21 protein-coding genes are annotated in these 22008 nt (G+C 70.7%); 10 read left to right on the top strand and 11 right to left on the bottom strand.

Features of this window, described 5'->3' with window-relative positions:
• Positions 1-125: 125 nt before the first annotated feature.
• The gene (locus EAT51_RS01050; protein ID WP_165421877.1) at positions 126-965 is read right to left on the bottom strand and encodes an alpha/beta hydrolase; all 840 of its coding nucleotides are present in this window, start codon (positions 963-965) and stop codon (positions 126-128) included.
• A gap of 63 nt (positions 966-1028) precedes the next feature.
• On the opposite strand from EAT51_RS01050, the gene prmC reads away from it, so the two are divergent.
• Complete coding sequence (prmC, locus tag EAT51_RS01045) at positions 1029-1901, top strand: peptide chain release factor N(5)-glutamine methyltransferase (protein WP_130515867.1); 873 nt, start codon at positions 1029-1031, stop codon at positions 1899-1901.
• Positions 1902-1936: 35 nt separating this feature from the next.
• Entirely contained in the window at positions 1937-2878 is a 942-nt protein-coding gene (pip, locus tag EAT51_RS01040; RefSeq protein WP_130515868.1) for a prolyl aminopeptidase, read from the top strand.
• A 13-nt stretch (positions 2879-2891) separates the two neighbouring features.
• On the opposite strand, the gene EAT51_RS01035 is transcribed toward pip, so the two are convergent.
• From EAT51_RS01035 to EAT51_RS01015, 5 genes are all read right to left on the bottom strand, one after another.
• Positions 2892-3758, bottom strand: coding sequence for a transglutaminase-like domain-containing protein (locus EAT51_RS01035; protein WP_130515870.1), 867 nt, complete (start codon positions 3756-3758; stop codon positions 2892-2894).
• 43 nt (positions 3759-3801) lie between these two features.
• Complete coding sequence (locus EAT51_RS01030) at positions 3802-4578, bottom strand: N-formylglutamate amidohydrolase (protein WP_130515871.1); 777 nt, start codon at positions 4576-4578, stop codon at positions 3802-3804.
• Positions 4571-5122: an NUDIX hydrolase gene (locus EAT51_RS01025; protein WP_130515873.1), complete on the bottom strand. Its 552-nt coding sequence runs from the start codon at positions 5120-5122 to the stop codon at positions 4571-4573. The genes EAT51_RS01030 and EAT51_RS01025 overlap by 8 nt, the downstream gene beginning before the upstream one ends.
• Entirely contained in the window at positions 5119-6012 is an 894-nt protein-coding gene (locus EAT51_RS01020; protein WP_235871573.1) for a 5'-3' exonuclease, read from the bottom strand. The genes EAT51_RS01025 and EAT51_RS01020 overlap by 4 nt, the downstream gene beginning before the upstream one ends.
• Positions 6013-6129: 117 nt before the next feature.
• Positions 6130-6714, bottom strand: coding sequence for a nitroreductase family protein (locus EAT51_RS01015; protein ID WP_130515875.1), 585 nt, complete (start codon positions 6712-6714; stop codon positions 6130-6132).
• Between the two features lie 138 nt (positions 6715-6852).
• Here EAT51_RS01015 and EAT51_RS01010 point away from each other — a divergent pair, with 138 nt between their 5' ends.
• The 3 genes from EAT51_RS01010 (at position 6853) to EAT51_RS01000 (ending at position 12770) form a co-directional block, all read left to right on the top strand.
• Positions 6853-9078, top strand: a complete 2226-nt coding sequence (locus EAT51_RS01010; RefSeq protein WP_130515877.1) for a DUF1631 family protein — start codon at positions 6853-6855, stop codon at positions 9076-9078.
• Positions 9079-9214: 136 nt separating this feature from the next.
• Complete coding sequence (locus EAT51_RS01005) at positions 9215-11605, top strand: DUF1631 domain-containing protein (RefSeq protein ID WP_130515879.1); 2391 nt, start codon at positions 9215-9217, stop codon at positions 11603-11605.
• 67 nt (positions 11606-11672) lie between these two features.
• The gene (locus EAT51_RS01000; protein WP_130516242.1) at positions 11673-12770 is read left to right on the top strand and encodes an NAD(P) transhydrogenase subunit alpha; all 1098 of its coding nucleotides are present in this window, start codon (positions 11673-11675) and stop codon (positions 12768-12770) included.
• A gap of 186 nt (positions 12771-12956) precedes the next feature.
• On the opposite strand, the gene EAT51_RS00995 is transcribed toward EAT51_RS01000, so the two are convergent.
• The 3 genes from EAT51_RS00995 to EAT51_RS00985 are packed head-to-tail and all read right to left on the bottom strand — an operon-like array spanning position 12957 to position 14376.
• Entirely contained in the window at positions 12957-13442 is a 486-nt protein-coding gene (locus EAT51_RS00995) for a DUF3106 domain-containing protein (RefSeq protein WP_130515881.1), read from the bottom strand.
• A complete protein-coding gene (locus tag EAT51_RS00990; RefSeq protein WP_130515883.1) occupies positions 13439-13807 on the bottom strand; it encodes a hypothetical protein in 369 nt (122 codons plus the stop codon). The genes EAT51_RS00995 and EAT51_RS00990 overlap by 4 nt, the downstream gene beginning before the upstream one ends.
• Complete coding sequence (locus EAT51_RS00985; RefSeq protein WP_130515885.1) at positions 13804-14376, bottom strand: RNA polymerase sigma factor; 573 nt, start codon at positions 14374-14376, stop codon at positions 13804-13806. Before EAT51_RS00985 ends, EAT51_RS00990 begins: the two co-directional genes overlap by 4 nt.
• A gap of 145 nt (positions 14377-14521) precedes the next feature.
• Here EAT51_RS00985 and EAT51_RS00980 point away from each other — a divergent pair, with 145 nt between their 5' ends.
• Both EAT51_RS00980 and EAT51_RS00975 read left to right on the top strand, forming a co-directional pair.
• Positions 14522-14821 carry an NAD(P) transhydrogenase subunit alpha part 2 gene (locus EAT51_RS00980; protein ID WP_130515887.1) on the top strand — a complete coding sequence of 100 codons (300 nt, stop codon included), beginning with the start codon at positions 14522-14524 and terminating at the stop codon, positions 14819-14821.
• Positions 14818-16272 (top strand): NAD(P)(+) transhydrogenase (Re/Si-specific) subunit beta, encoded by a 1455-nt coding sequence (locus EAT51_RS00975; RefSeq protein ID WP_130515889.1) that lies wholly within the window; start codon positions 14818-14820, stop codon positions 16270-16272. The genes EAT51_RS00980 and EAT51_RS00975 overlap by 4 nt, the downstream gene beginning before the upstream one ends.
• A gap of 27 nt (positions 16273-16299) precedes the next feature.
• On the opposite strand, the gene EAT51_RS00970 is transcribed toward EAT51_RS00975, so the two are convergent.
• The gene (locus EAT51_RS00970; protein ID WP_130515891.1) at positions 16300-16713 is read right to left on the bottom strand and encodes a hypothetical protein; all 414 of its coding nucleotides are present in this window, start codon (positions 16711-16713) and stop codon (positions 16300-16302) included.
• 155 nt (positions 16714-16868) lie between these two features.
• Between EAT51_RS00970 and sufT the strand changes: the two genes are divergently transcribed.
• From sufT to EAT51_RS00955, 3 genes are all read left to right on the top strand, one after another.
• Positions 16869-17420: a putative Fe-S cluster assembly protein SufT gene (gene sufT, locus EAT51_RS00965; RefSeq protein ID WP_130515893.1), complete on the top strand. Its 552-nt coding sequence runs from the start codon at positions 16869-16871 to the stop codon at positions 17418-17420.
• Positions 17421-17529: 109 nt separating this feature from the next.
• Entirely contained in the window at positions 17530-18624 is a 1095-nt protein-coding gene (locus EAT51_RS00960; RefSeq protein ID WP_130515895.1) for a branched-chain amino acid aminotransferase, read from the top strand.
• A gap of 409 nt (positions 18625-19033) precedes the next feature.
• Positions 19034-20800 (top strand): S8 family peptidase, encoded by a 1767-nt coding sequence (locus tag EAT51_RS00955; RefSeq protein WP_130515897.1) that lies wholly within the window; start codon positions 19034-19036, stop codon positions 20798-20800.
• A gap of 676 nt (positions 20801-21476) precedes the next feature.
• Here EAT51_RS00955 and EAT51_RS00950 read toward each other — a convergent pair.
• Positions 21477-21962 carry an asparaginase domain-containing protein gene (locus EAT51_RS00950; RefSeq protein ID WP_130516244.1) on the bottom strand — a complete coding sequence of 162 codons (486 nt, stop codon included), beginning with the start codon at positions 21960-21962 and terminating at the stop codon, positions 21477-21479.
• Positions 21963-22008 lie beyond the last annotated feature (46 nt).

Here is a 22008-nt window from a genome sequence, read left to right as displayed (position 1 = left end):
AGGCGATAGGGGCATCCTACGCACCGCGAATCGATTTCTCAAATCGATGGATGGCATCGATTCGATAGCTCGATTCAATTGACGGGCGAGTGCCTCATCCTAGGCCGCGCCACGTTTCAGTTCGGTCACGGCGCGCGGACGAACTCCCCGATCCGCGCCAGCAGCGCCGGGTGCCGGCGGGGCGCATACAGGTCGATCAGCGGCGCCAGATGGCCACCGGGCAGCCACAGCACCTCCACCTGTCCGCCCGCCGCGCGCAGGCGCTCGGCCAGGTCCTCGGTCTGGCGCGGTTCGACCTCGGTGTCCTTGCGCCCGCTGACCAGCAGGAAGGGGGGCTCGTCGCCATCGACGAAGCCAATCGGCTGCGCTCGCGGCCAGCGCGACGGCGGCCCGAACACCTCGGTGAGCTCCCCGCTGATCTGGAAGTCGTACGGCCCGGCCAGCCCGATCACACCGGCGATCGCCGAGCGCGGCACGCCCTGGTCGGCCAGATAGTGCGCATCGGTGCCCAGCAGGGCGGCGATCTGCGCCCCGGCCGAATGGCCAGCCAGGAAGATCCGCGCCGGGTTGGCGCCGTAATCGGCCGCATGGGCGCGCGCCCAGGCCACCGCGCGCGCGCCGTCCTCGACGAAGCCGGGAAAGACCGTGTCCGGCGCCAGCCGGTAGTCGGCGATCATCACCACCGCGCCGGTCGAGGCCAGCCGCCGGCCGACGAAGCGGTAATCGCTGCGGGACCCGTGCTGCCAGTTGCCGCCGTAGAAATAGACCAGCACCGGCGCGTCGTGGCCCGCGGCGACGGGGCGATAGACGTCCAGCGAGAGCTGCCGCACCGGGTCGTAGACGGCTGTTGCGTCGGGCTGGCCCTGACCATGGTTGGCGATGCCGAAGGCCAGGCTCTGGCAGGCGCTCAGGGTCAGTGCGCTCAGCGCGCCCAGACCCAGGCGCAGCAAACGTGAAGGCTTCAAGGCGTAGGGCTCCGGCAAGGACAATAGGAAAGGGCGCAGGGTGCAACGGCTACCATGGCGCGAATGAAAACGCAGTCACCCGAACGCCTGGACGCGCTGCTGCGGCACGGCGCCGCACAGCTGGGCAGCGACGCGGCGCGCTTCGAGGCCGAGCTGTTGCTGCTGCATGCCCTGGGCCGCGACCGCGCCTGGCTGTTCGCGCATGGCTCCGACCCGGTTGAACCCGTCGTGCACGACGCCTACGCCGCGCTGCTGGCGCGGCGTGCGGCCGGCGAGCCGATCGCCTACATCACCGGCCGGCGCGGCTTCTGGACGCTTGACCTGCGGGTCGGCCCCGCCACGCTGATCCCGCGCGCCGAGACCGAACGCCTGGTCGAACTGGCCCTGGACCGCCTGCCGGCCGACGCACCGGCGCGGGTCGCGGACCTGGGCACCGGCAGCGGCGCCATCGCCCTGGCCATCGCCAGCGAGCGCCCGCTGGCGCAGGTGGTCGCCACCGACGCCAGCGCCGCCGCGCTCGAGATCGCGCAGGCCAACGCGCGCGAGCACGGCCTGGGCCAGGTGCGCTTCGTCCACGGCGACTGGCTGGCGCCGCTGGCCGGCGAGCGCTTCGACCTGATCGCCAGCAACCCGCCCTACATCGAGGCCGGCGATTCGCACCTGACGCGCGGCGACCTGCGCTTCGAGCCGGCCAGCGCACTGGCCTCTGGCGCCGACGGTTTGGACGACATCCGCCGCATCGTCGCCCAGGCGCCCGCGCACCTGCGGCCGGGCGGCTGGCTGCTGCTGGAGCATGGCTTCGATCAAGGCGAGGCGGTGTGCGCGCTGCTGCGTGAGGCGGGCTTCGATCAGGCGCGCACCGAACAGGATCTGGAGCAGCGCGACCGCGTGAGCCTGGGTCACTGGCCCGGCGAGTCGCAACAGGGCGTGGCGTAAACTGCCGATCGTTTTTCCCGACTTCCAGGCCGTCCATGCGCCAGCTCTATCCCGCCATCGAACCCTTCGACACCGGCGAACTCCAGGTCGACGCGCGTCATACGCTCTACTTCGAGCAGTGCGGCAATCCGCGGGGCAAGCCGGTGGTGATGCTGCACGGCGGGCCGGGCGGCGGCTGCAACGCGAAGATGCGCCAGTTCCACGATCCGGCCAAGTACCGCATCGTGCTGTTCGATCAGCGCGGCTCCGGCCGCTCGCGGCCGCACGCCGATCTGGTGGACAACACCACCTGGGACCTGGTGGCCGACATCGAGAAGCTGCGCGCGCACCTGGGCATCGAGACCTGGCAGGTGTTCGGCGGCAGCTGGGGCTCGACCCTGGCGCTGGCCTACGCGCAGACCCATCCGCAGCGCGTGACCGAGCTGGTGCTGCGCGGCATCTTCATGCTGCGCCGCTGGGAGTTGGAGTGGTTCTACCAGGAAGGCGCCAACCGCCTGTTCCCCGAGGCCTGGCAGCACTACATCGCCGCGATCCCCGAAGTGGAGCGCGCCGATCTGATCTCGGCCTTCCACCGCCGGCTGATCAGCGACGATGCGGCCACGCGCCTGGCTGCCGCGCGCGCCTGGTCGGTGTGGGAAGGCGCGACCAGCTATCTGCGCGTGGACGAGGACTTCGTCAGCGGCCATGAGGATGCGGAGTTCGCGCTGGCCTTCGCCCGCATCGAGAACCACTACTTCGTCAACGGCGGCTTCTTCGAGGTCGAGGATCAGCTGCTGCGCGACGCGCACCGCATCGCCGACATCCCCGGCGTGATCGTGCACGGCCGCTACGACGTGGTCTGCCCGATCCAGAATGCGTGGGACCTGCACCAGGCCTGGCCGAAGGCGCGCCTGGAGATCACGCCGACCTCGGGCCACTCGGCCTTCGAGGAAGAGAACATCGACGCGCTGGTGCGCGCCACCGACCGCTTCGCCTGAGCCGGCCGCGCGCTCAGGTGAGCGCGTAGCCCAGCGGCATGGGCGGCACCGGCACGCGTGGAGAGAGGGTCGGATCGTCGGTCTCGTCGGTCCAAACCTCGAATTTCTCCAGCGTGTTGAAGCCGAAGCTGTTGCTGATCGCCGCATCGGCTGCATCGCGGCCGCGGGCGATCAGCACGCGGCCGATGCGCGGGGTGTTGTGGCGCGCGTCGAAGGTGTACCAGCGCCCGTCCAGATAGGCCTCGAACCAGGCCGAGAAATCCATCGGCGCATCCACCGGCGGGATGCCGATGTCGCCCAGATAACCGGTGCAGTAGCGCGCCGGGATGTTCATGCAGCGGCACAGGGCGATGGCCGAATGCGCGAAGTCGCGGCACACGCCGCGGCCCTCCTGCAGCGCCTCGACCGCGCCCTTGGTGGCGCGCGCATGCTGGTAGCCGAACTGGATCGCGTTGTGCACGTAGTCGCAGATCGCCTGCACGCGCGCCCAGCCCGTCGGCGTGGCGCCGAACAGGTCCCAGGCCATGGAGACCAGCTGGTCGGTCTCGCAGTAACGGCTGCCGAGCAGGAACAGCAGGGTGTCGTCCGGCAACTGGTCCACCGGCACCTCGCGCGCGCCCGGCGCGACGGGATCGGGCTGGCCGTCGTCCTGCACCACCGCGTCGGCGTACAGGGTGAACAGCCCGGCCGGCGCGTGCAGGCGGGTGCAGGTATTGCCGAAGCTGTCGTGGTACTGGCGCATCGGCACGCCGGGCAGGGCGCGCAGCTCCTGGCCGATGACGATGTCGGTGCGGCGGCTGTCGTGGATGTTCAGCGTCACCAGCATCGAGGTGGGCTGCGGCAGCCGGAAGGCGATTTCGTAACCCAGGCGGATGAGCATGTGGGAGGGCGGTCGGGGGACAGCCCTCCATATAGCGGGATTTTCAGGGTTGTGGTGTGAAATCCGGCGCCAGACGGGTGAACAGGCGCGCCAGCCGCTGCGCCCAGGCGCGCTGGCCCTCGTCGGTGGCGATCAGGTCCTGGCGGATTTCCAGCTCCAGGTGCACCAGCCCGCGCGCCTCGCCGTGCACGGGGATGGCGTAGTCGGTGGCGTCGCTGACCGCGTAGGGCTCGTTGTCGCCGACGGTCAGCCCCTCGGTCTCGAGCAGCGGCTTGAGGGCGTGGGCCAGGCGCGCGTCGCGCTGGTACAGCACGCCGGCGTGCCAGGGCCGCACGATGCCGGCGAACACCGGGGTGAAACTGTGCATGGCGATCAGGATCGTCGGCTGCCCGCGCGCGGCGCGCGCGTCGAGCTGGCCGCGGATCGCGTCGTGGTAGGGCTGGAAGATCTCCGCGGCCCGCTGCGCGCGCTGCTGCGGGTTGGCCGCGACGTTGGCGGCGATGTCGGTGCCGTCGCTGACCGCGGCGATCGAGCCCGGCGCGTCCAGCGGCCGGTTGCAGTCGATCACCAGGCGCGAATAGGTCTGCAGGATCGCAGTGGCGTCCAGCAGTGCGGCCAGCGCGCGGGTGGTGCCGGCGATGCCGATGTCCCAGCCGATGTGGCGGTCCAGTTCGGCCTGCGGCAGGCCCAGCTGGTCCAGCGCGGCCGGCACGGCCTGGCCGGCGTGGTCGGCGATGAGCAGGTAGGGCGAGGCGCCCTGCGCGCCGAGCACGGTGAACGGCGGCGGGTCCTGCGGTCCCAGCAGGGTCGGCTCAGCCACGCGGCGTGCCGTCCAGGTGGTGCTCGATCATCCACAGGCCGGCCCAGAGCTTGGCGTCGAGCTCATAGCCCTCGCCGAGCTTGCCCACCAGCCAGGCAGCGGCCTGCGCGCGCGGGATCTCGTGCACGGTGATGTTCTCGTCCTCGTCGCCGCCGCCGGGCCCGACGCGGCGCAGGCCGGTGGCGAGCACGAAGGCGATGCGCTCGTTGGTCGAGCCCGAGGACACCGGCCCGATCAGCAGCACCTCGGCGTGCTCGGCGGTCCAGCCGGTTTCCTCCTCCAGCTCGCGGATGGCCGAGACCTCGATCGACTCACCGGTGTGGATGTCGCCGACCAGGCCGGCCGGCATCTCGATGGTGTTGGCCTGCAGCGGCACGCGGAACTGCTCGACGAAGACGATCTTGTCCTCCGGGGTGACGGCGATGATGATCGCCGCCAGCCCGCCGGCATGGGCGCGCTCGGCGTATTCCCAGGTGCCGCGCCGGATCAGGCGCAGGTACTGGCCGTCGTACATCACTTCTGCGGGTTCGGTCTTGGAACTCATTGGGCCGGCTCGTAGGAGGGGAAATGGGGGGCGTCGTCGTGCGGTGGCGTCCACGGCTGTTCCAGCCCGGAGGCGGCGCGCAGGCGCCGGCGCAGGGTCGGCCCGAAGCGCAGCGCTTCGCACAGTGCGTCGAGCAACTGGCCATCGGCCGGCGCGCGCGCGAAGCCGGGCATGATCCCGTCCAGCGGCGCATCCAGCGCGATGGTGGTCAGCTGCCGCCACAGCAGCGCGTGTTCGCGCTGCTCGCGAAGGCGCGTTGCGACCTGGGCGGCGCCGCGCAGGCGCAGGAACGCGACTTCGTCGCAGCGCGCCAGCAGCGCGTCCAGGCTGCCGAAGTGCGCCAGCAGGATCGCCGCGGTCTTGGCGCCGATGCCGCTGACGCCGGGAATGTTGTCGATGGCATCGCCGCACAGGGCCAGGTAGTCGGCGATCTGGTGGGCTTCCACGCCATGGCGCGCCTTGACCCCGGCCGCGCCCCAGCGCACACCGCGGGCGAAATCCCACTGCTCGTCGCCTTCACCCAACAGTTGGGAGAGGTCCTTGTCGGCCGAGACGATCACCCCGCGGAAGCCCAGCGGCCGCGCCGCGTGCAGGGCGCTGCCGATCAGGTCGTCGGCCTCGTACTCGGTGTGGGCCAGCACGTTGAAGCCCAGCGCCGCGCACAGCGCCTTGCAGTGCGCGAACTGGCGCCGCAGCTCGGGCGGTGCAGGCTCGCGGTTGCCCTTGTAGGCCGGATACAGGCCATGGCGGAAGCAGCTGTCCAGCGCCTCGTCGAAGGCCACCGCGATATGCGTCGGGCGCTGGCGTTCGCCCAGCTCCAGCAGGAAGCGCGCGAAGCCATGCACGGCATTGGTCGGCCAGCCCTCGGCATCGCGGAACTGGTCGGGCATCGAGTGCCAGGCCCGAAACACGTACAGGCTGGCATCGACCAGATACAGGTCCTTCAGCACGACCCACCTCCGCCGCCATGCCAGGCCCGGCAAGGCCGCACGCAGGCCGGGTGCGGACTAGGCACGTTCGCCGGTCCAGTCGGTGAGCAGCGCCGCAGCGTCCGGGCGCTCGCGCTCGGGGACCTCGATCGCGGCGGTGCCGATATGGATGAAGCCGGCGATGCGCTCGTCCGGGCCCAGGCCCAGCTCGGTGCACACCACCGGATCGCTGGCCGCCCAGCCGGTCAGCCATTGCGCGCCGAAGCCGAGCGCCTGCGCGGCCTGCAGCAGGGCGAAGCAGACGCTGCCGGCGGTCAGCCATTGCTCCTCGAGCGGCACTTTGTGACCGGGCTGCAGGCGGGCGACCACGGTGATGATGACGGGCGCGTAAGAAAACCTGCCGCGCTCCTTCTCCAACGCCGCCTCGGAGGCCTGCGGATCCTTCTGCCGCGTCCGGGCTTCCAGCAGCCGGCTCATCGCCGCGCGGGCCTGGCCTTCGATGCGGATGAAGCGCCAGGGCACCAGCTTGCCGTGGTCGGGCACGCGGCTGGCGCTCTCCAGCATGCGCAACAGCGTCGGCGTGTCCGGCCCGGGCGCATAAAGCTGCTTTGACGGGACTGAACGGCGCTGGTCGAGCGCTTGCAGCAGTTCTGGGGTCGGCATACGCTGAAGTTTAGCGGCTTGGCACGGTTTTTGAGTGTTGTACAGGTCGACCGGCGCATGCGGCGCCGGTCTCATGGTCATCCGGCCAGGAGATTCTCGAGCGACTTGACGGCACTGACGGGGGCGTGGGATCGGGGCATGTTGAACGGTTTCACCCAGGACAGCAGGCGCGACCGCAATGCGGCGCTGCTGGAGCACGTGCGGCTGCTGGCCGTCGTGCCGCTGGGCGAGATTTTCCAGTCGGTGATGGACGTATTGCCCGCGCGCCTGGATGAACAGGCCGGCAGCGGCGGCGCCTCGCAGATCGACCTGATCGAGGCCAAGCAGGAAGTCCGCCGCCGCCGCGAGCACAGCCTCTCGCGCTTCCGCAGCCATCTGGTCAACGCCTGGCAGCTGCTGGAGCTGGGCCGGCCGCTGTCGGTGGAGTACAAGCTGGCCGAGGCCGACCTGGATCGCGACGGCGCCGCGCGCCTGAGCCTGCTCAGCTACCAGGACATGGAGGTGCGCCTGGCAATCCGGCGCATGGCCGACGCCATCGCCGCGCGCTGGCGGACCGAGCTGATGCGGGTGAACCGCTACGTCGGCCTGCTCGCCGGTGGGATCAAGCTCAGCGACGACACGCTGCCGTTCGGCCCGCACCACCTCGGCGCCGGTGTGTTCGACGCCTTCGAGGAGCTGACCCTGGCTCCGGCCGCGCGGCTGGAGATCATCCGCATCTGCGAGGACGAGCTGCAGTCGCGCCTGGGCGTGCTGTACGCCGGGCTGGAACAGCGCCTGATGCAGGTGATCCAGGCCTCAGAGCGCGCGCTGCTGCAGCCGCGCTCGCGCCGGCGCATCCCCAGCACGCGGCTGATCACCGAGGGTGAGGCCGATGGCGAGCAGGCGCCGGACTGGATCGCGCGCTTCTTCGCCCAGTGGCAGCCGCCGGACGCGGCCGGCACCGCGCCGGCCGGCAACGAGCACGCCCGTGCGGTGCAGGAGATCCTGCCGGCGGACCTGCACGCGCTGCTGCAGCGCTCGCGCCAGCTCGAGCAGCAGGCCGGCCCGGACGCGCGGCGGGCGCTGTCCCAGCGCGAGCTGCTCTCGGTGCTCTCGCTGCTGCAGTCCATGCCGGAGGAGTCGCCCGCCGGCCCGCGCCCGGCGCGGCTCAAGGACCGGCTGAAGGACGACATCCGCGCCACCGGCGCCAAGCTGGGCATCGACCCGTCGCGGGTGCGGCTGGATCCGGTCGATGAGGACATGCTGGACCTGGTGGCGATGCTGTTCGAGGTGATGCTCGACGAATGCAACCTGCAGGGCCCGGTGCGCCAGGACATGCAGCAGCTGCTGGTGCCCTACGCCAAGGTCGCACTGCTGAGCCCGGACCTGTTCCTGCGCGAGAACGACCCGCCGCGCCGCCTGCTCAACCTGCTGGCGGATGCGGCCGAGTCCCTGGTCGGCGACGAGGCCGCCGAGAAGGCCCTGCGCGCGGAGTTCGACCGCACCGTCGACGCCATCCAGCAGGACTTCGCCGAGCACACCGAGGTGTTCGCCGGCTGGCTGCAGTCCTTCGGCACCGCCTTTGCCAGCTACAAGCGCCGGGTCGAGATCGCCGAGCGCCGCGCCACCGAGCTGCATCGCGCCCAGGAGCGCCGCGAGGAAGCGCGCCGCTTCGCCGACGGCGCCGCCGCCGCGCGGCTGCAGGGCCGCACCCTGCCGCCGGCGATCAGCGACTTCATGACCCGCTACTGGTCGCCCTATGTGGGCATGACCGTGCTGCGCGGGGAGAGCGGCGCGGACGATCTGGCCCAGGCGCTGGCGCTGGCCGATGCGCTGCTGGAGGAACTGGACCTGGCCCGCGTCCACGATCAGGCCCGGCCCTGGCTGGAGCAGCTGCAGCCGGCGCTTACCAAGCTACTGGACAACCTGGGGCTGAGCCAGGCCGATGCGCAGGCCGCGCGCGCCGCGCTGCGCGATGCGCTGTCCGGCCAGGCCAGCAAGGATGCGGCGGCCCTGTCCGAGCTGCCGCCGCTGCCGCGTCCGCCGCTGATCGCCCAGCCCGAGGCGCCCGCGCCTGCGGCGTGGGAGGAGCCGCAGGCGCTGGCCGAGGTCGACGAGGTCACCGCCGACTACTTCCGCCAGCTGCCGATGGGCACCTGGCTGGACTTCGTCTCGCGCAGCGGCAGCGTGCGCGCCGGCAAGCTGAGCTGGATCAGCCCGATCTCGGCGCGACTGATGTTCGTGGACCGCAGCGGCAGCCGCATGTGCGTGGCCTCGCCCGACGAGCTGTCGGCGATGGCGCAGCTGGATCGCGTGCGCATGCATCGGCACGAGGACGCCTTCTACAGCGCCATGCAGGGCGCCATCGATCAGCTGGAGAACTGAGGCGCTAAGTCTTTGTTTTTGGAGGGGCAGGCAGTGGGAGTTCCGTCACGGTTCATGGCCCGGGCTCACACTAGGATGACGCAGCGGTCGGGGACCGCATTCCCCCCAGTCTGACCCCCACGGACACGATGCCCGTATGTCTTCTTACGCCGACTTCCAGCACGGACTGGGACGCAGTCCGCGTCTGCTCGAGCAGGCCCGGCGCACGGTACTGCCTGCGCTGACCAGCGCGTTCGGCGAGGCGCTGGGGCGGTTCGACGATGCCTTGTTCGACCGCGCCGAGCGCGCGGGTCCGGCGCAGATGGCCTTCCTGGACGGCATGCGCGAACTGCGCCGCCAGCGCGAACCCTCCGTCGCCCGCTTCCGCGATCACCTGGAAAAGGCCTGGCGCGCGCTGGAGGACGGCAAGCCGCTGTCGGTCGACACCGCGCTGACCGATGCCAACGTCACCGGCCTGAGCCTGCTGTCGGAGACCGAGCTGGAATCGCGCCTGGCCGCGCGCAACCTGGCCAGCGTGGTCGGCCGCGACTGCCGCCAGGTGCTGCAGCGCCTGGACCGGCGCCTGGCGATGATCGCCGGGATCGAGGAGCTGGACGCCGAGCACAACCCGATCGGCGCCGAGCACGTGGGCGTGGCCCTGCACGAGGCCTTCGCACCCTGCGACTTCGCCCTGGAAGTGCGCCTGACCGTGCTCAAGCTGGGCGAGCGCGAGCTGGTCCCGCAGCTGGGCCGCATCTACGACACGCTCGATCTGCTGCTGGCCCAGGCCGGGGTGATGCCCGAGCAACCCACCGCCGCGCGCAGGCCGGTGCCGCGCCCGGCCGCGCCGCCGCCGGCGGCGATCCCGGGCCTGGAATCGGTGGAGGTGCGCCAGGCCGCCAGCGAGGGCCAGAGCGCGGTCAACGACGACGACGCGCTGCCGGCATGGATGGCGCGCTTCACCGAGCGCCTGAGCTCGCCCGCGCAGCGCTGGCCCGGCGAGGGCCAGGGCGGCGACGGCTACGGCGCCTGGTCCGGGGCCGAGGCGCCGCTGGCGCCCGGCGCGCAGGGCGTGTTGCTCGAGGCCCTGCACCACCTGCTGCAGGAATCGCGCAGCCACCGCGTCGGCGACGTCGCTGCGGCGGGGCCCGGCGATGGCCGCGGCCAGGGCGTGGAAGGCATGGACAGCCGCTCGCTGTCCAAGCGCGAGATGCTCTCGGTGCTGTCCATGCTGCAAACCACGCCCAGCGACACGCTGCAGGAGGTGGCCACCGGCAGCAGCAGCGAATCGCTGGCCCAGCGCCTGAAGAGCGAGGTCATCCAGAACGCCTCGCGCCTGGGCATGGAGCCGGGCGCAACGCGCCTGTCGCCGGTGGACGAGGACGCCATCGACCTGGTTGGCATGCTGTTCGACGTGATGCTCGACGAGCGTGACCTGGAGACCCACTCGCGCGAGCTGATGGGCAAGCTGGTGGTGCCCTTCGTCAAGGTCGCGCTGCTGGACCGGCGCATGTTCGTGCAGAAGACCCATCCGGCGCGGCGCCTGCTCAACGTGCTGGCCGAGGCCTGCGAGGGCAATACCGGCGAGTCGCAGGCCGACCGCACGCTGCTGGCCAAGGTGGAGGAAGTGGTCGACCGGCTGGTGGCCGAGTTCAACGAGAACCTGGCGATCTTCCAGATGCTGGAGGAGGAGTTCCGCGACTTCCTCGGCCAGCACAAGCGCCGCATCGAGATCGCCGAGCGGCGTGCCACCGAGCTGCAGCGCGGCCAGGAGCGGCTGGAGGCGGCGCGGGCGCGCGCCGCGATCGAGCTGGCCAAGCGCCTGGAGAGCCGGCGCGTGCCGCAGACGATCGAGGATTTCCTGCGCCAGCCCTGGGCGCACCATCTGACCATGGCCCTGCTGCGCGAGGGCGAGGACAGCCAGATGGCGGCCAGCGCGCTGGCCCTGGCCGATGGCGTGCTGCACGAGTTGGCCGAGGCCCAGGCGCAGGTGGTCGGCAAGCCGTGGCTGTCCGAATGGCGGCACGGGCTGATCAAGGTATTCAGCAGCGTGGGCATGGGCGGCGAGGCCGCCGGCGCGGCGATCGACGCGCTGCACGACACGCTGCAGGCGGTGTCGGTCTCGCGCCCGGACCTGGAGCGCGCGCTGCCCGATCTGCCGCCGGTGGCCGAACCGGCCGCGCAGGCCGCCGCGGCCGCGGCGCAGTCGCCTAACCTGGCCCTGGTCGGCGGCACCGACGCGCTGGAGTTCGACAGCGCCGATGCCGAGCATTTCCGCGGGCTGCCGATCGGCACCTGGCTGGACTTCATCGACAAGGACAACAAGGTCCAGGCCGGCAAGCTGTCCTGGGTCAGCCCGATCTCGGCGCGGCTGCTGTTCGTCAACCGCCGCGGCGTGCGCTTCTGCGTGGCCTCGCCCGAGGAGCTGGCAGTGATGGTGCGGCTGGGCCGCCTGCGCCGGCACCGGCACGAGGACGCCTTCGACAGCGCCATGCAGGGCGTGATCGACCGCCTGGACGGCGTGCTGCGCCAGCCCGGTCCGGGCTGAGGGCCGGTCACCGGCGGCGCGGCGCTTTGCTAGCATCGCGGCTCCTTCGATGGCGGGCGCAACCGGGATGACGGTCGAGGTACGGGTGGTGCGGGAGACGGCAGCGGGCGAACGGCGCGTGGCCGCCGTCCCGGAGACCGTGAAGAAGCTCATCGCCGCCGGCGCCGCCGTGCAGGTCGAATCCGGCGCCGGGGCCGCGGCCGGGTTCCCCGACCAGGCCTATCGCGATGCCGGCGCGGCCGTGGTGGACGCCGGCGCGCCGATCGGCGGCGGGCTGGTGCTGTGCGTGCAGTGCCCGCCGGCGCCGGCCATCGCCAGCTGGCCGGCCGGCACCGTGCTGGTGGGCATCCTGCATCCGCAGGCCGATGCCGACCGCGCGCAGGCGCTGCAGCGCCCCGGCGTGCTGGCCTTCCCGCTGGAGCGGCTGCCGCGCACCACACGCGCCCAGGCCATGGACGTGCTCAGCTCGCAGGCCGGCATGGCCGGCTACAAGGCGGTGCTGATCGCGGCCGAGCTGACGCCGCGCTTCTTCCCGATGCTGACCACCGCGGCCGGCACCATCCGGCCCTCCAAGGTGCTGATCGTCGGCGCCGGCGTGGCCGGGCTGCAGGCGATCGCCACCGCGCGCCGGCTGGGCGCGCAGGTGGAAGGCTTCGACGTGCGTCCGGAGACGCGCGAGCAGATCGAATCGCTGGGCGGCAAGTTCCTCGACCTGGGCGTCAGCGCCGCCGGCGAGGGCGGCTATGCGCGCCAGCTCACCGAGGACGAGCGCGCCGAACAGCAGCGCCGCCTGGCCGAACATCTCAAGAGCGTGGACACCCTGGTGTGCACCGCCGCGGTGCCCGGACGCCCGGCGCCGAAGATCGTCAGCGCCGCGATGGTGGAAGGCATGCGGCCGGGCAGCGTGATCGTCGACCTGGCGGCCGAGACCGGCGGCAACTGCGAACTGACCCAGCCCGGCCAGACCGTGACCACGGAGGGCGGCGTGACCGTCGCCGGGCCGCTCAACCTGGCCAGCCTGGGCGCGGTGCACGCCAGCGAGATGTATGCGCGCAACGTCTACAACTTCGTGGCGCAGTTCCTGAAGGGCGATGCCCTGTCGTTCGACTGGGACGACGAGCTGCTGGCCAAGACGCGGTGGCAGGCCGAGGCCGTGCCGGCCTGAAGGCGGCCGGCACGGCCCTCACCTGTAGAGCGGAGCTTGCTCCGCTGCTCTTCGGTGGGATCATCGGGGAAGCCCCAGCGGAGCGAGCTCCGCTCTACAAGTGGGAGCCGGCATGCCGGCGATGCGGCTTTACCGAGAGACCGATCGCCGCCACTGGCCCGAAGGCCACGAAGACGGCGCACACCCTCAATCCGGATCGTCTTCCGGCGACGGCGGGTGGGCGCGGACCCAGTCCTCGCGCTGCTGCGGCGTCATGGCGTCCCACTGGTCGCGCAGCTGCTTGCGCTGGGCCGGGGACAGGGTGCGCATCCGGTCGAACAGGGCGCGGGCCTGGTCGCGCTGCTCGGGACTCATGCGCTCGTAGCGCTCCATGCCGCGCTTGGCCTGGTCGCGCTGCTGCGGGCTCATGCGCTGCCAGCGCTGGGCGTGGTCCATCATCCGGCCGCGCCGGGACGGGTCGTCGTTCCAGCGATCGCGCAGCTGCGAGACCAGCACGTCGCGCTGTTGCGCAGTGAGCTGGTCCCAGGCCGGCCAGTTCTGCTGCGGCCCCTGGTCGCCCGGCGGCGGCGGAGGCGGGGGCGGCGGACGACGGTCCTGCGCGGTGGCCGTGACGGAGCACAGCGCGAGCAGCAACAGCAGCAGGGGGGAAGCAAAGCGGCGCATGGGCGTCATTCCATCTTGGTGTCCGAGGCCCCCAGCCAGACGTACAGGTCCGGGTTCTGGTCCAGCACGTCGGCGGTGCTGACATAGGCGTCGGTGGCATCGGAAGGCAGGGTGGCCTGCACGGCCAGCACCTGGTGGGTGGCGCTGGACGAAACGGCCAGGGAAGACGGCGGCATCAGCCGGGCGGCGGCGACCACCGCCAGCACGGCCGCCAACGCACTGGCACCCAGCCAGGCGTAGCCGCGCGGCCGCCGCGCACGGCCGGCGCCGTGGCGCGCATCGCGCAGCCGCGCCAGTGTCTGCGGCGACAGCGCCTGCAGCGAGGCGGCATGGCATTGGCGCATGCGGTGGTCGAAGTCGGACGGGGCGTTCATCGGAACTCCTCCAGTTGTTTCTGCAGAGCGTCGCGCGCACGCGACAGATGCGTCTTGACCGAGCCTTCCGAGCAGCCCATCGCACGCGCGGTCTGGGCCACGTCCAGCTCCTCCAGCACGCGCAGGGTGAAGGCCTCGCGCTGTCGGGCCGGCAGGCCGCGCAGGGCTTCCACCAGACGCGCATAGCCTTCGCGCTGGTCGTGGGTGTCGGCCGGGCCGGCGTGCGGATCGGCCCAGTCGATGAGCGACTCCTCGCTGCGCTCGCTGGCCGGCACCATCCAGCGCAGGCGGAAGCGCCCGCGGCGCTGCAGGTCGATCATGCGCCGGCGCAGGATGCTCCAGAACAGCGGCGTCCATTCGGCGGCGGGTTTGTCGGCGTAGGTCAGCATCTTGATCATCGCATCCTGGACCGCGTCCAGCGCGTCCTCGCGGCTGCGCAGCCCGGCCTCGGCGAAGCGGAAGGCTCGGGTGGAGATGCCGCCCAGGAACGCCTCCAGCGAGGCCGGGGGCACGGCGGGCGCAGGCGATTGGATGTCGGGTGGATCGGGGAGCAGGGGACTCACCAGCACGAGGATAGCCAACGCAGCACGGTTACCGGAGCAAACGCGCCGCGCGCGGCGCGGTTGACCGGCGCGGCGGGCCCGGTCAGGTCGCGGTTATGATGCGCCCCGCCCCGGTCGGTGCCGGGCGCGGGTCCATGAGGAGCGCGGTTCCATGATCGACGGCTTCGTTGCGCTGTACATCTTCATGCTGGCGGCCATCGCCGGCCACGTCATCATCTCGCGCGTGCCGGTGATCCTGCACACGCCGCTGATGTCCGGTTCCAACTTCATCCACGGCATCGTGCTGATCGGCGCGATGGTGGTGCTCGGCCATGCCGATACCACGCTGGAGAAGGCGCTGGGCTTCGTCGCGGTGCTGCTGGGCGCGGGCAACGCCGCCGGCGGCTACGTGGTGACCGAGCGGATGCTGGACATGTTCAAGCCCAGCCGCAAACCCGGGGACGCGCCGTGAACCCGACCACCGTGGGCGTGCTGGACTGGGTGGTCAGCGCCAGCTATCTGGTGGCGGCCACGCTGTTCCTGCTGGGCCTGCAGCGCATGGCCTCGCCGGTGACCGCGCGCAGCGGCATCCGCTGGGCCGGCGCGGGCATGCTGCTGGCCACCGGCGCCACGTTCTTCCTGCCGGGCCTGCACAACCTGGCGCTGATCGTGCTGGCGATGGCGATCGGCGTCGGCGCGGCCTGGATCTCGGCCAAGAAGGTGGCCATCACCGACATGCCGCAGATGGTGGCGCTGTACAACGGCATGGGCGGCGGTTCGGCCGCGGCCATCGGCGCGGTGGAGCTGCTGCGCTACGCCTTCATCGTCCATCGCGACACGTCCAACTGGAGCGAGGCCGCCGTGGCCCAGCTGGCCGCGCGTGCGCCCGGGGCGACCACGCTGGCGCTGGCGGTGATCGGCTCGGCCATCGGCGCGGTGTCGCTGTCCGGCTCGGTGATCGCGTGGGCCAAGCTGGACGGGCGCCTGGACCGGCGCGTGACCTTCCCGGGCCAGCAGCTGTTCAACCTGGGCGTGGCGCTGGCGGTGGTCGCGCTGGGCGTGTGGGCGGCGGTGTCGCTGTCGCCGCTGGCGATCGTGGCCTTCTTCGTGGCCGCGCTGGCGCTGGGCGTGCTGATGACCCTGCCCATCGGCGGGGCGGACATGCCGGTGGTGATCTCGCTGTACAACGCCTTCACCGGCCTGGCGGTGTCCTTCGAGGGCTATGTGCTGGGCAACGAGGCGCTGATCATCGCCGGCATGATGGTTGGCGCGGCCGGCATCCTGCTGACCCGGCTGATGGCCAAGGCGATGAACCGTCCGGTCAGCGGCGTGCTGTTCTCCAACTTCGGCGGCGGCGGTGCTGCGGCCGAGATCAGCGGCACGCAGAAGCCGATCGAGGCCGGCGACGTGGCGGCGATGATGGCCTACGCCGAACGCGTGGTGATCGTGCCCGGCTACGGCATGGCCGTGGCCCAGGCCCAGCACAAGATCTGGGAGCTGGCCCAGCGCCTGATCGCGCGCGGGGTGAAGGTGAAGTTCGCCATCCACCCGGTCGCCGGGCGCATGCCCGGACACATGAACGTGCTGCTGGCCGAGGCGGGCGTGCCCTACGACCTGATCGCCGACATGGACGACATCAACCCCGAGTTCCCCAACACCGACGTGTCGCTGGTGATCGGCGCCAACGATGTGGTCAACCCGGTCGCCAAGACCGATCCGGCCAGCCCGATCTACGGCATGCCGATCCTGGACGTGGTCGAGTCCCGCAACGTCATCGTCATCAAGCGCGGCAAGGGCACCGGCTTTGCCGGCATCGAGAACGCGCTGTTCTACGCCGACAACACGCGCATGCTCTACGGCGACGGCGCGGAGATGGCCAGCGCGCTGGTCAGCGAACTCAAGGCGCTCGACGGCGGCCACTGAGCCGCCGACAGCACTGCGCCCTGGACTTCAGCGCGCCAGCACCGCCGCCACGATCACCGCCAGGGCCATCAGCGCCCAGTCCAGCGGCGTGGTGGCCAGCGTGATCAGGGTCCAGGCCAGGTGCGCGCCGAGCTTGCCGGCCGATTCCTGCGGCGTCACGCCCATCATCACGCCCACCTGCAGCACCACGATGCCCCAGTTGGCCCAGGCCACCGTCAGCAGGGTCAGCAGGCCGGCCCACAGTGCGCGCCACGCGCCGGGCGCCATGCCGCCGGCGCGCAGCAGCCAGGCCGCGGTCAGCGCCGGCAGCAGCGCCATCCAGCCGCACTGGCGGTCCAGCCAGGCGGCCAGGCCGATCCACATCAGCGATTGCAGCAGGGCCAGCAGCGCGAAGACGACCAGGGCGGTCAGCGGAGGGAAGCGAACGGACGGGGCGGGCATCGGCAACGGCGCGCAGGGCAATCGGACAAGCATACCCGTCCCGGCCGGCGCGATCGGCCCGCAACGCTGTGGCGCGCGGCTTGGCGCCGTGGCCGGGCGATGCGCCGGGTAGAATGCGCGCTTGCCTCGCGGCCCCGCGTCCCCATTTCTCCCCCATGTATTCCAGCAGCAGCGAACCGGTCCAGTTCGAGCGTGATTGCGCCGCCGTCATGGTGCCCGCCGGCGAGTCGGTGACGCTCCCGGCCGGCACCTACGGTTACATCACCCAGGCCCTGGGCGGCAGTTACACCGTCTTCGTCGAAGGCAACCTGTTCCGCATCGCGGGCAAGGACGCCGATGCGCTGGGCAAGGAGCCGCCCGAGCCGCTGGAACTGGACGACAACGCCAGCGACGAGCAGGTCGAGCAGTTGGTCTGGCGCCAGCTGCGCACCTGCTTCGACCCGGAAATCCCGTTCAACATCGTCGATCTGGGCCTGGTCTACGAGGTCGACCTGCGCCATCGCGACGGCGGCGAGCGCGAGGTGGGCGTCAAGATGACCCTGACCGCGCCCGGCTGCGGCATGGGCGAGATCCTGGTCGACGACGTGCGCAGCAAGCTGGAGATGATCCCCACCGTCACCGAGGCCGATGTCGAGCTGGTGTTCGACCCGCCTTGGAACCGCACGATGATGTCCGAGGCCGCGCGTCTGGAAACCGGCATGCTGTAAGGCGCCGCGCCGGGGCCGGCGCATTGGTTGCGTGTGGTCGCGTCGGGTGAATCGCCGCGCGCGCGGCGCTATCCTTGCCGGGTTTTGTCCTCCAGCAAGGTCGCGGTCCATGTCTTCGTCACAGGCTTTCACCGTCCAGCCCTCCGCCGCCGCGCGCAGCGATGCCGATCGCCAGGCGATCCTCGCCGCACCGGGCTTCGGCAACCACTTCACCGACCACATGGTCGCCATCCGCTGGACGCGCGCCGACGGCTGGCACGACGCCCGGGTGCAGCCCTACGGTCCGCTGTCGCTGGATCCGGCCGCCTCGGTGCTGCACTACGGCCAGGAGATCTTCGAAGGCATCAAGGCCTATCGCCACGCCGATGGCTCGATCTGGACCTTCCGCCCGCAGGCCAACGGCGCGCGCCTGCAGCGCTCGGCCAAGCGCCTGGCGCTGCCGGAGCTGCCGGTGGAGCTGTTCGTCGAGTCGCTGCGCCAGCTGATCGCCGTCGACGGCGCCTGGGTGCCCTCGGCGCCGGAAACCAGCCTGTATTTCCGCCCCTTCATGATCGCCGACGAGGCCTTCCTGGGCGTGCGCGCGGCGCAGAAGGCGTCCTACTACGTCATCGCCAGCCCGGCCGGCCCGTACTTCACCAAGGGCGTGGCGCCGGTCTCGATCTGGCTGTCCACCGACTATGCGCGCGCCGGCAAGGGCGGCACCGGCGCGGCCAAGTGCGGCGGCAACTACGCCGCCTCGCTGCTGCCGCAGACCATCGCCCAGGCTCAGGGCTGCTCGCAGGTGCTGTTCCTGGACCCGGTCGAGGGCAAGTACGTCGAGGAACTGGGCGGCATGAACGTGTTCCTGGTCTTCGCCGACGGCCGCCTGGTCACCCCGGCGCTGTCCGGCAGCATCCTGGAAGGCATCACCCGCGAATCCATCCTGCAGCTGGTGCGCGACCGCGGCCTGCAGGTCGAGGAGCGCAAGGTCTCCATCGACGAGTGGAAGCAGGGCGTGGCCGACGGCACGATCTCCGAGGTCTTCGCCTGCGGCACCGCCGCGGTGGTCACCCCGATCGGCGAGCTGAAGGGCGAGGGCTTCGCCGTGGGCAGCCCGGATGCGCCGGCCGGCGAGGTCACCATGTCGCTGCGCAAGGAGCTGACCGACATCCAGTACGGCCGCCTGCCGGACCGCCACGGCTGGCTGGTGCGCCTGGATGCCTGATCGCAGACCCTGACGCGCCGCAGCAAGCGGCCCCCGACGCCCGGCCTCGCGCCGGGCGTCGTCGTTTGCGGCGAGGGATGTCTCGCCGAGGTCGCGGAATGACGCGCTCAGGCCATGAAAGGCCAAGACAGGACAGGTTTCGACCGCAACAGCTCGCATCCTGATGGTTTCAGTGGGTGTCTAGATGAGTTTTTTTCATGACGCACTCGGTCACAAAATGACATCGAGGCCATCTCGCGGCACGTTTGCCTCGGTTAGGTTTCGGTCAGGTTCGCCACAACGGCAAGCCCGTCCGCCGGAGGTCACACGCGCTGCAGTCCACGCCAAACAGCCCCCGATGTGGCCGTGGGTCATCGCCGGTTCTTCTCCGCGCCAAGCGCGGTCTACTCAAGCGAAAAAGGAATTCACGATGTCCGATGTTGTGTCCAAGCGTCGTCTGCAGCTGCGTGCCCTGACCGCCGCAACCGCCATCGCGTTGTCCACGATGGTGTTGTCCCCGGCGATGGCCCAGGGTCGGGTCAACCTCAGCGGCCTGCAGTCGACCGAGCAGCAGGGATTCCAGCGTTTCATCGTCAAGTACCGTGACGGCAGCACCAAGGCGACCAGCGACGCGTCGCTGACCCAGTCCCTGAGCAGCGTCGCGCGCGTCGTGCCCTCGGCGCAGGGCGCCACCCTGGGGCTGCGGCACCTGCGCCGCACCGCGGTGGGCTCGGACGTGCTGGTGGCCAGCCGCAAGCTGGACCGCGCCGACGCCGAAACGCTGATGCGCCAGCTGGCCGTCGATCCGGACGTCGAGTACGTCGAGGTCGACAAGCTCAACCATGCCACGCTCACGCCCAACGACACGCGCTTCGGCGACCAGTGGGACCTGGGCACCGGTACCGGCGGCATCTACGCCACCACCGCGTGGGACGTGACCAACGGCGCGGGCACGGTGGTGGCGGTGCTCGATACCGGCATCACTTCGCATTCGGACCTCAATGCGAACGTCCTGTCCGGCTACGATTTCATCGCCGACACCTTCGTGGCCAACGACGGCAACGGGCGCGACTCCGACGCCTCCGATCCGGGCGACGCCTATGCGGCCAACGAGTGCGGCGCCGGCATCGGCGCCTCCAACTCCAGCTGGCACGGCACGCACGTGGCCGGCACCATCGCCGCGGTCACCAACAACAGCAAGGGCGTGGCCGGTATCGCCTATGGCGCGAAGGTCCTGCCGGTGCGCGTGCTGGGCAAGTGCGGTGGCTACGACTCTGACATCGCCGACGCGATCATCTGGGCCTCCGGCGGCACGGTCAGCGGCGTGCCGGCCAACCAGAACCCGGCAGAGGTGATCAACCTGAGCCTGGGCGGCAGCGGCGCCTGCGGCAGCACGACCCAATCGGCGATCAACAGCGCCGTGTCGCGCGGCACCACGCTGGTGATCGCCGCCGGCAACGACAACACCAACGTCTCCAACGCCAGCCCGGCCAACTGCAACAACGTCATCGCCGTGGGTGCCACCACCAGCAGCGGTGCGCGGGCCAGCTACTCCAACTACGGCTCGCTGGTGGACATCGCCGCGCCGGGCTCGAACATCCTCTCCACGCTCAATTCCGGCACCACCTCGCCGGGTTCGGAGACCTACGCCTCCTACAGCGGTACCTCGATGGCCACTCCGCACGTGGCGGCCGTGGTGGCGCTGATGCAGTCGGTGGCCAACCCGGCGCTGACCCCGGCCCAGGTCGAGATGATCCTGAAGAACACCGCGCGGGCCTTCCCGTCCACGCCGTCGCAGCCGATCGGCGCCGGCATCGTGCAGGCGCGCGCGGCGGTGGATGCGGCCAAGGCCGGCGGTAGCAGTGGCGGCGGCGGTAGCAGTGGTTCGACGCTCACCAACGGCGTGGCGGTGACCGGGCTGTCGGCCAGTACCGGCAATTCGGTCAACTACACGCTCAACGTGCCGGCCGGCGCCACCAACCTGAAGTTCACCATCAGCGGTGGCTCGGGTGATGCGGACCTGTATGTGAGGTTCGGCAGTGCGCCGACCGATTCGACCTACGCCTGCCGGCCGTACAAGTCGGGTAATTCGGAGAGCTGCAGCTTCGCCTCGCCGCAGACCGGGACCTACTACGTGCGGGTCAAGGCCTACTCGACCTATTCGGGCGTGCAGCTGACCGGGAGCTACACCCCGTAATCCGTCACCAGGTTCGCAGGGTCGCGCAAGGATTGCGCGGGGTTAAGGACGCCCGCCCTGCGCCGTAAGGAAGCGCGCAACGAACGACCCGCCGGAGCAGGGATGCCCGGCGGGTTTTTTTTGTTGTTCCGCTGGAGTGCGGGTGCGTGCGCTACGACGAGCGCACTTCGCCCGCCAGCCTTGATCCGGCCGGGCGCGGCTCCTCGGCTCAGTCCGCCGACGCCGGGATGGGAAAGGACTGACCGCGCCTCGTGCTTTGGTGGGAGCCGCCATGGCGGCGATGAGGCTCGGCCGGGCAATGCTTGAGCAGCGCTGAAGCTTTGATGAGAAAAGCCCATCGCCGCCATGGCGGCTCCCACGCTGACTGGGGTCCGCACCCAACCGGTAGAGGCCCTCTGCGGATGGATCGGGGCTTCTTTCGAACCGAAGCCTCAACACATGACGCGCGAGGCAGCGGGCCGGCGGGCAGGGGGCGCGCCTAGCGAGGCAGGAGCCGAGCGCCCGAATCAGGGCAGGATGCCCTGATTGAGGGATAAGCGGCCCCTGCCCGCCGGACCGCTGCCCTTCCGAAGTAGGGCGCTCAGGCGATGTGCTCTCTCAATCTGGAGTAGATCTTTCAGGTTCCCGTGGTGGGAAGTCCGGCCGCGCAAGAGCCTCCGCTGACAGCCACGCCTCCTCAGGCCGGTTCGAAGCGGTTGGCCGCCACGTTCTTGCGCACATGGCGCGGATCCCAGATGCGGCCGTTCATGGCGATCCACACGCCTTCCGGCGCGGACTGCACCGCACCGACCGCGCAGCCGATGTTGAATTCGGCGTCCGAGCCGCGGAAGCCGGCCGGGTTGAGTGCGCCGGTGAGCACGATCACGCGGTCCTCCAGCGAGGCCAGCGCCTGTGCGGTCTGCACCATCGAGTCGGTGCCGTGGGTGATCAGCACATGGCGCGCGGACTGCGCGGCGATGGTGGCGCGCATCAACTCGCGGTCGGCGTCTGTGATGTGCAGCGAATCCTTGCGGATGATCGGGATCACCGTGAAGCGGAACGCGACGCCCAGCTCCTTGAGGATGCGACCGATCTGCGGCTCGCCGACCTGATAATCGGACTTGTCGTCGAAGTAGATCTTGTCGATGGTGCCGCCGGTGGTGACGATGAGCAGATCGTCCATGGGCGAGGAAAGAGCGTTCACGGCGTGGTCCAGGCAGGGATCGAAG

Source organism: Pseudoxanthomonas winnipegensis (assembly GCF_004283755.1).
Classification (GTDB): domain Bacteria; phylum Pseudomonadota; class Gammaproteobacteria; order Xanthomonadales; family Xanthomonadaceae; genus Pseudoxanthomonas_A; species Pseudoxanthomonas_A winnipegensis.
The sequence above is the reverse complement of the archived record's forward strand: the minus strand, read 5'-3'. Positions and strand labels throughout refer to the sequence as shown.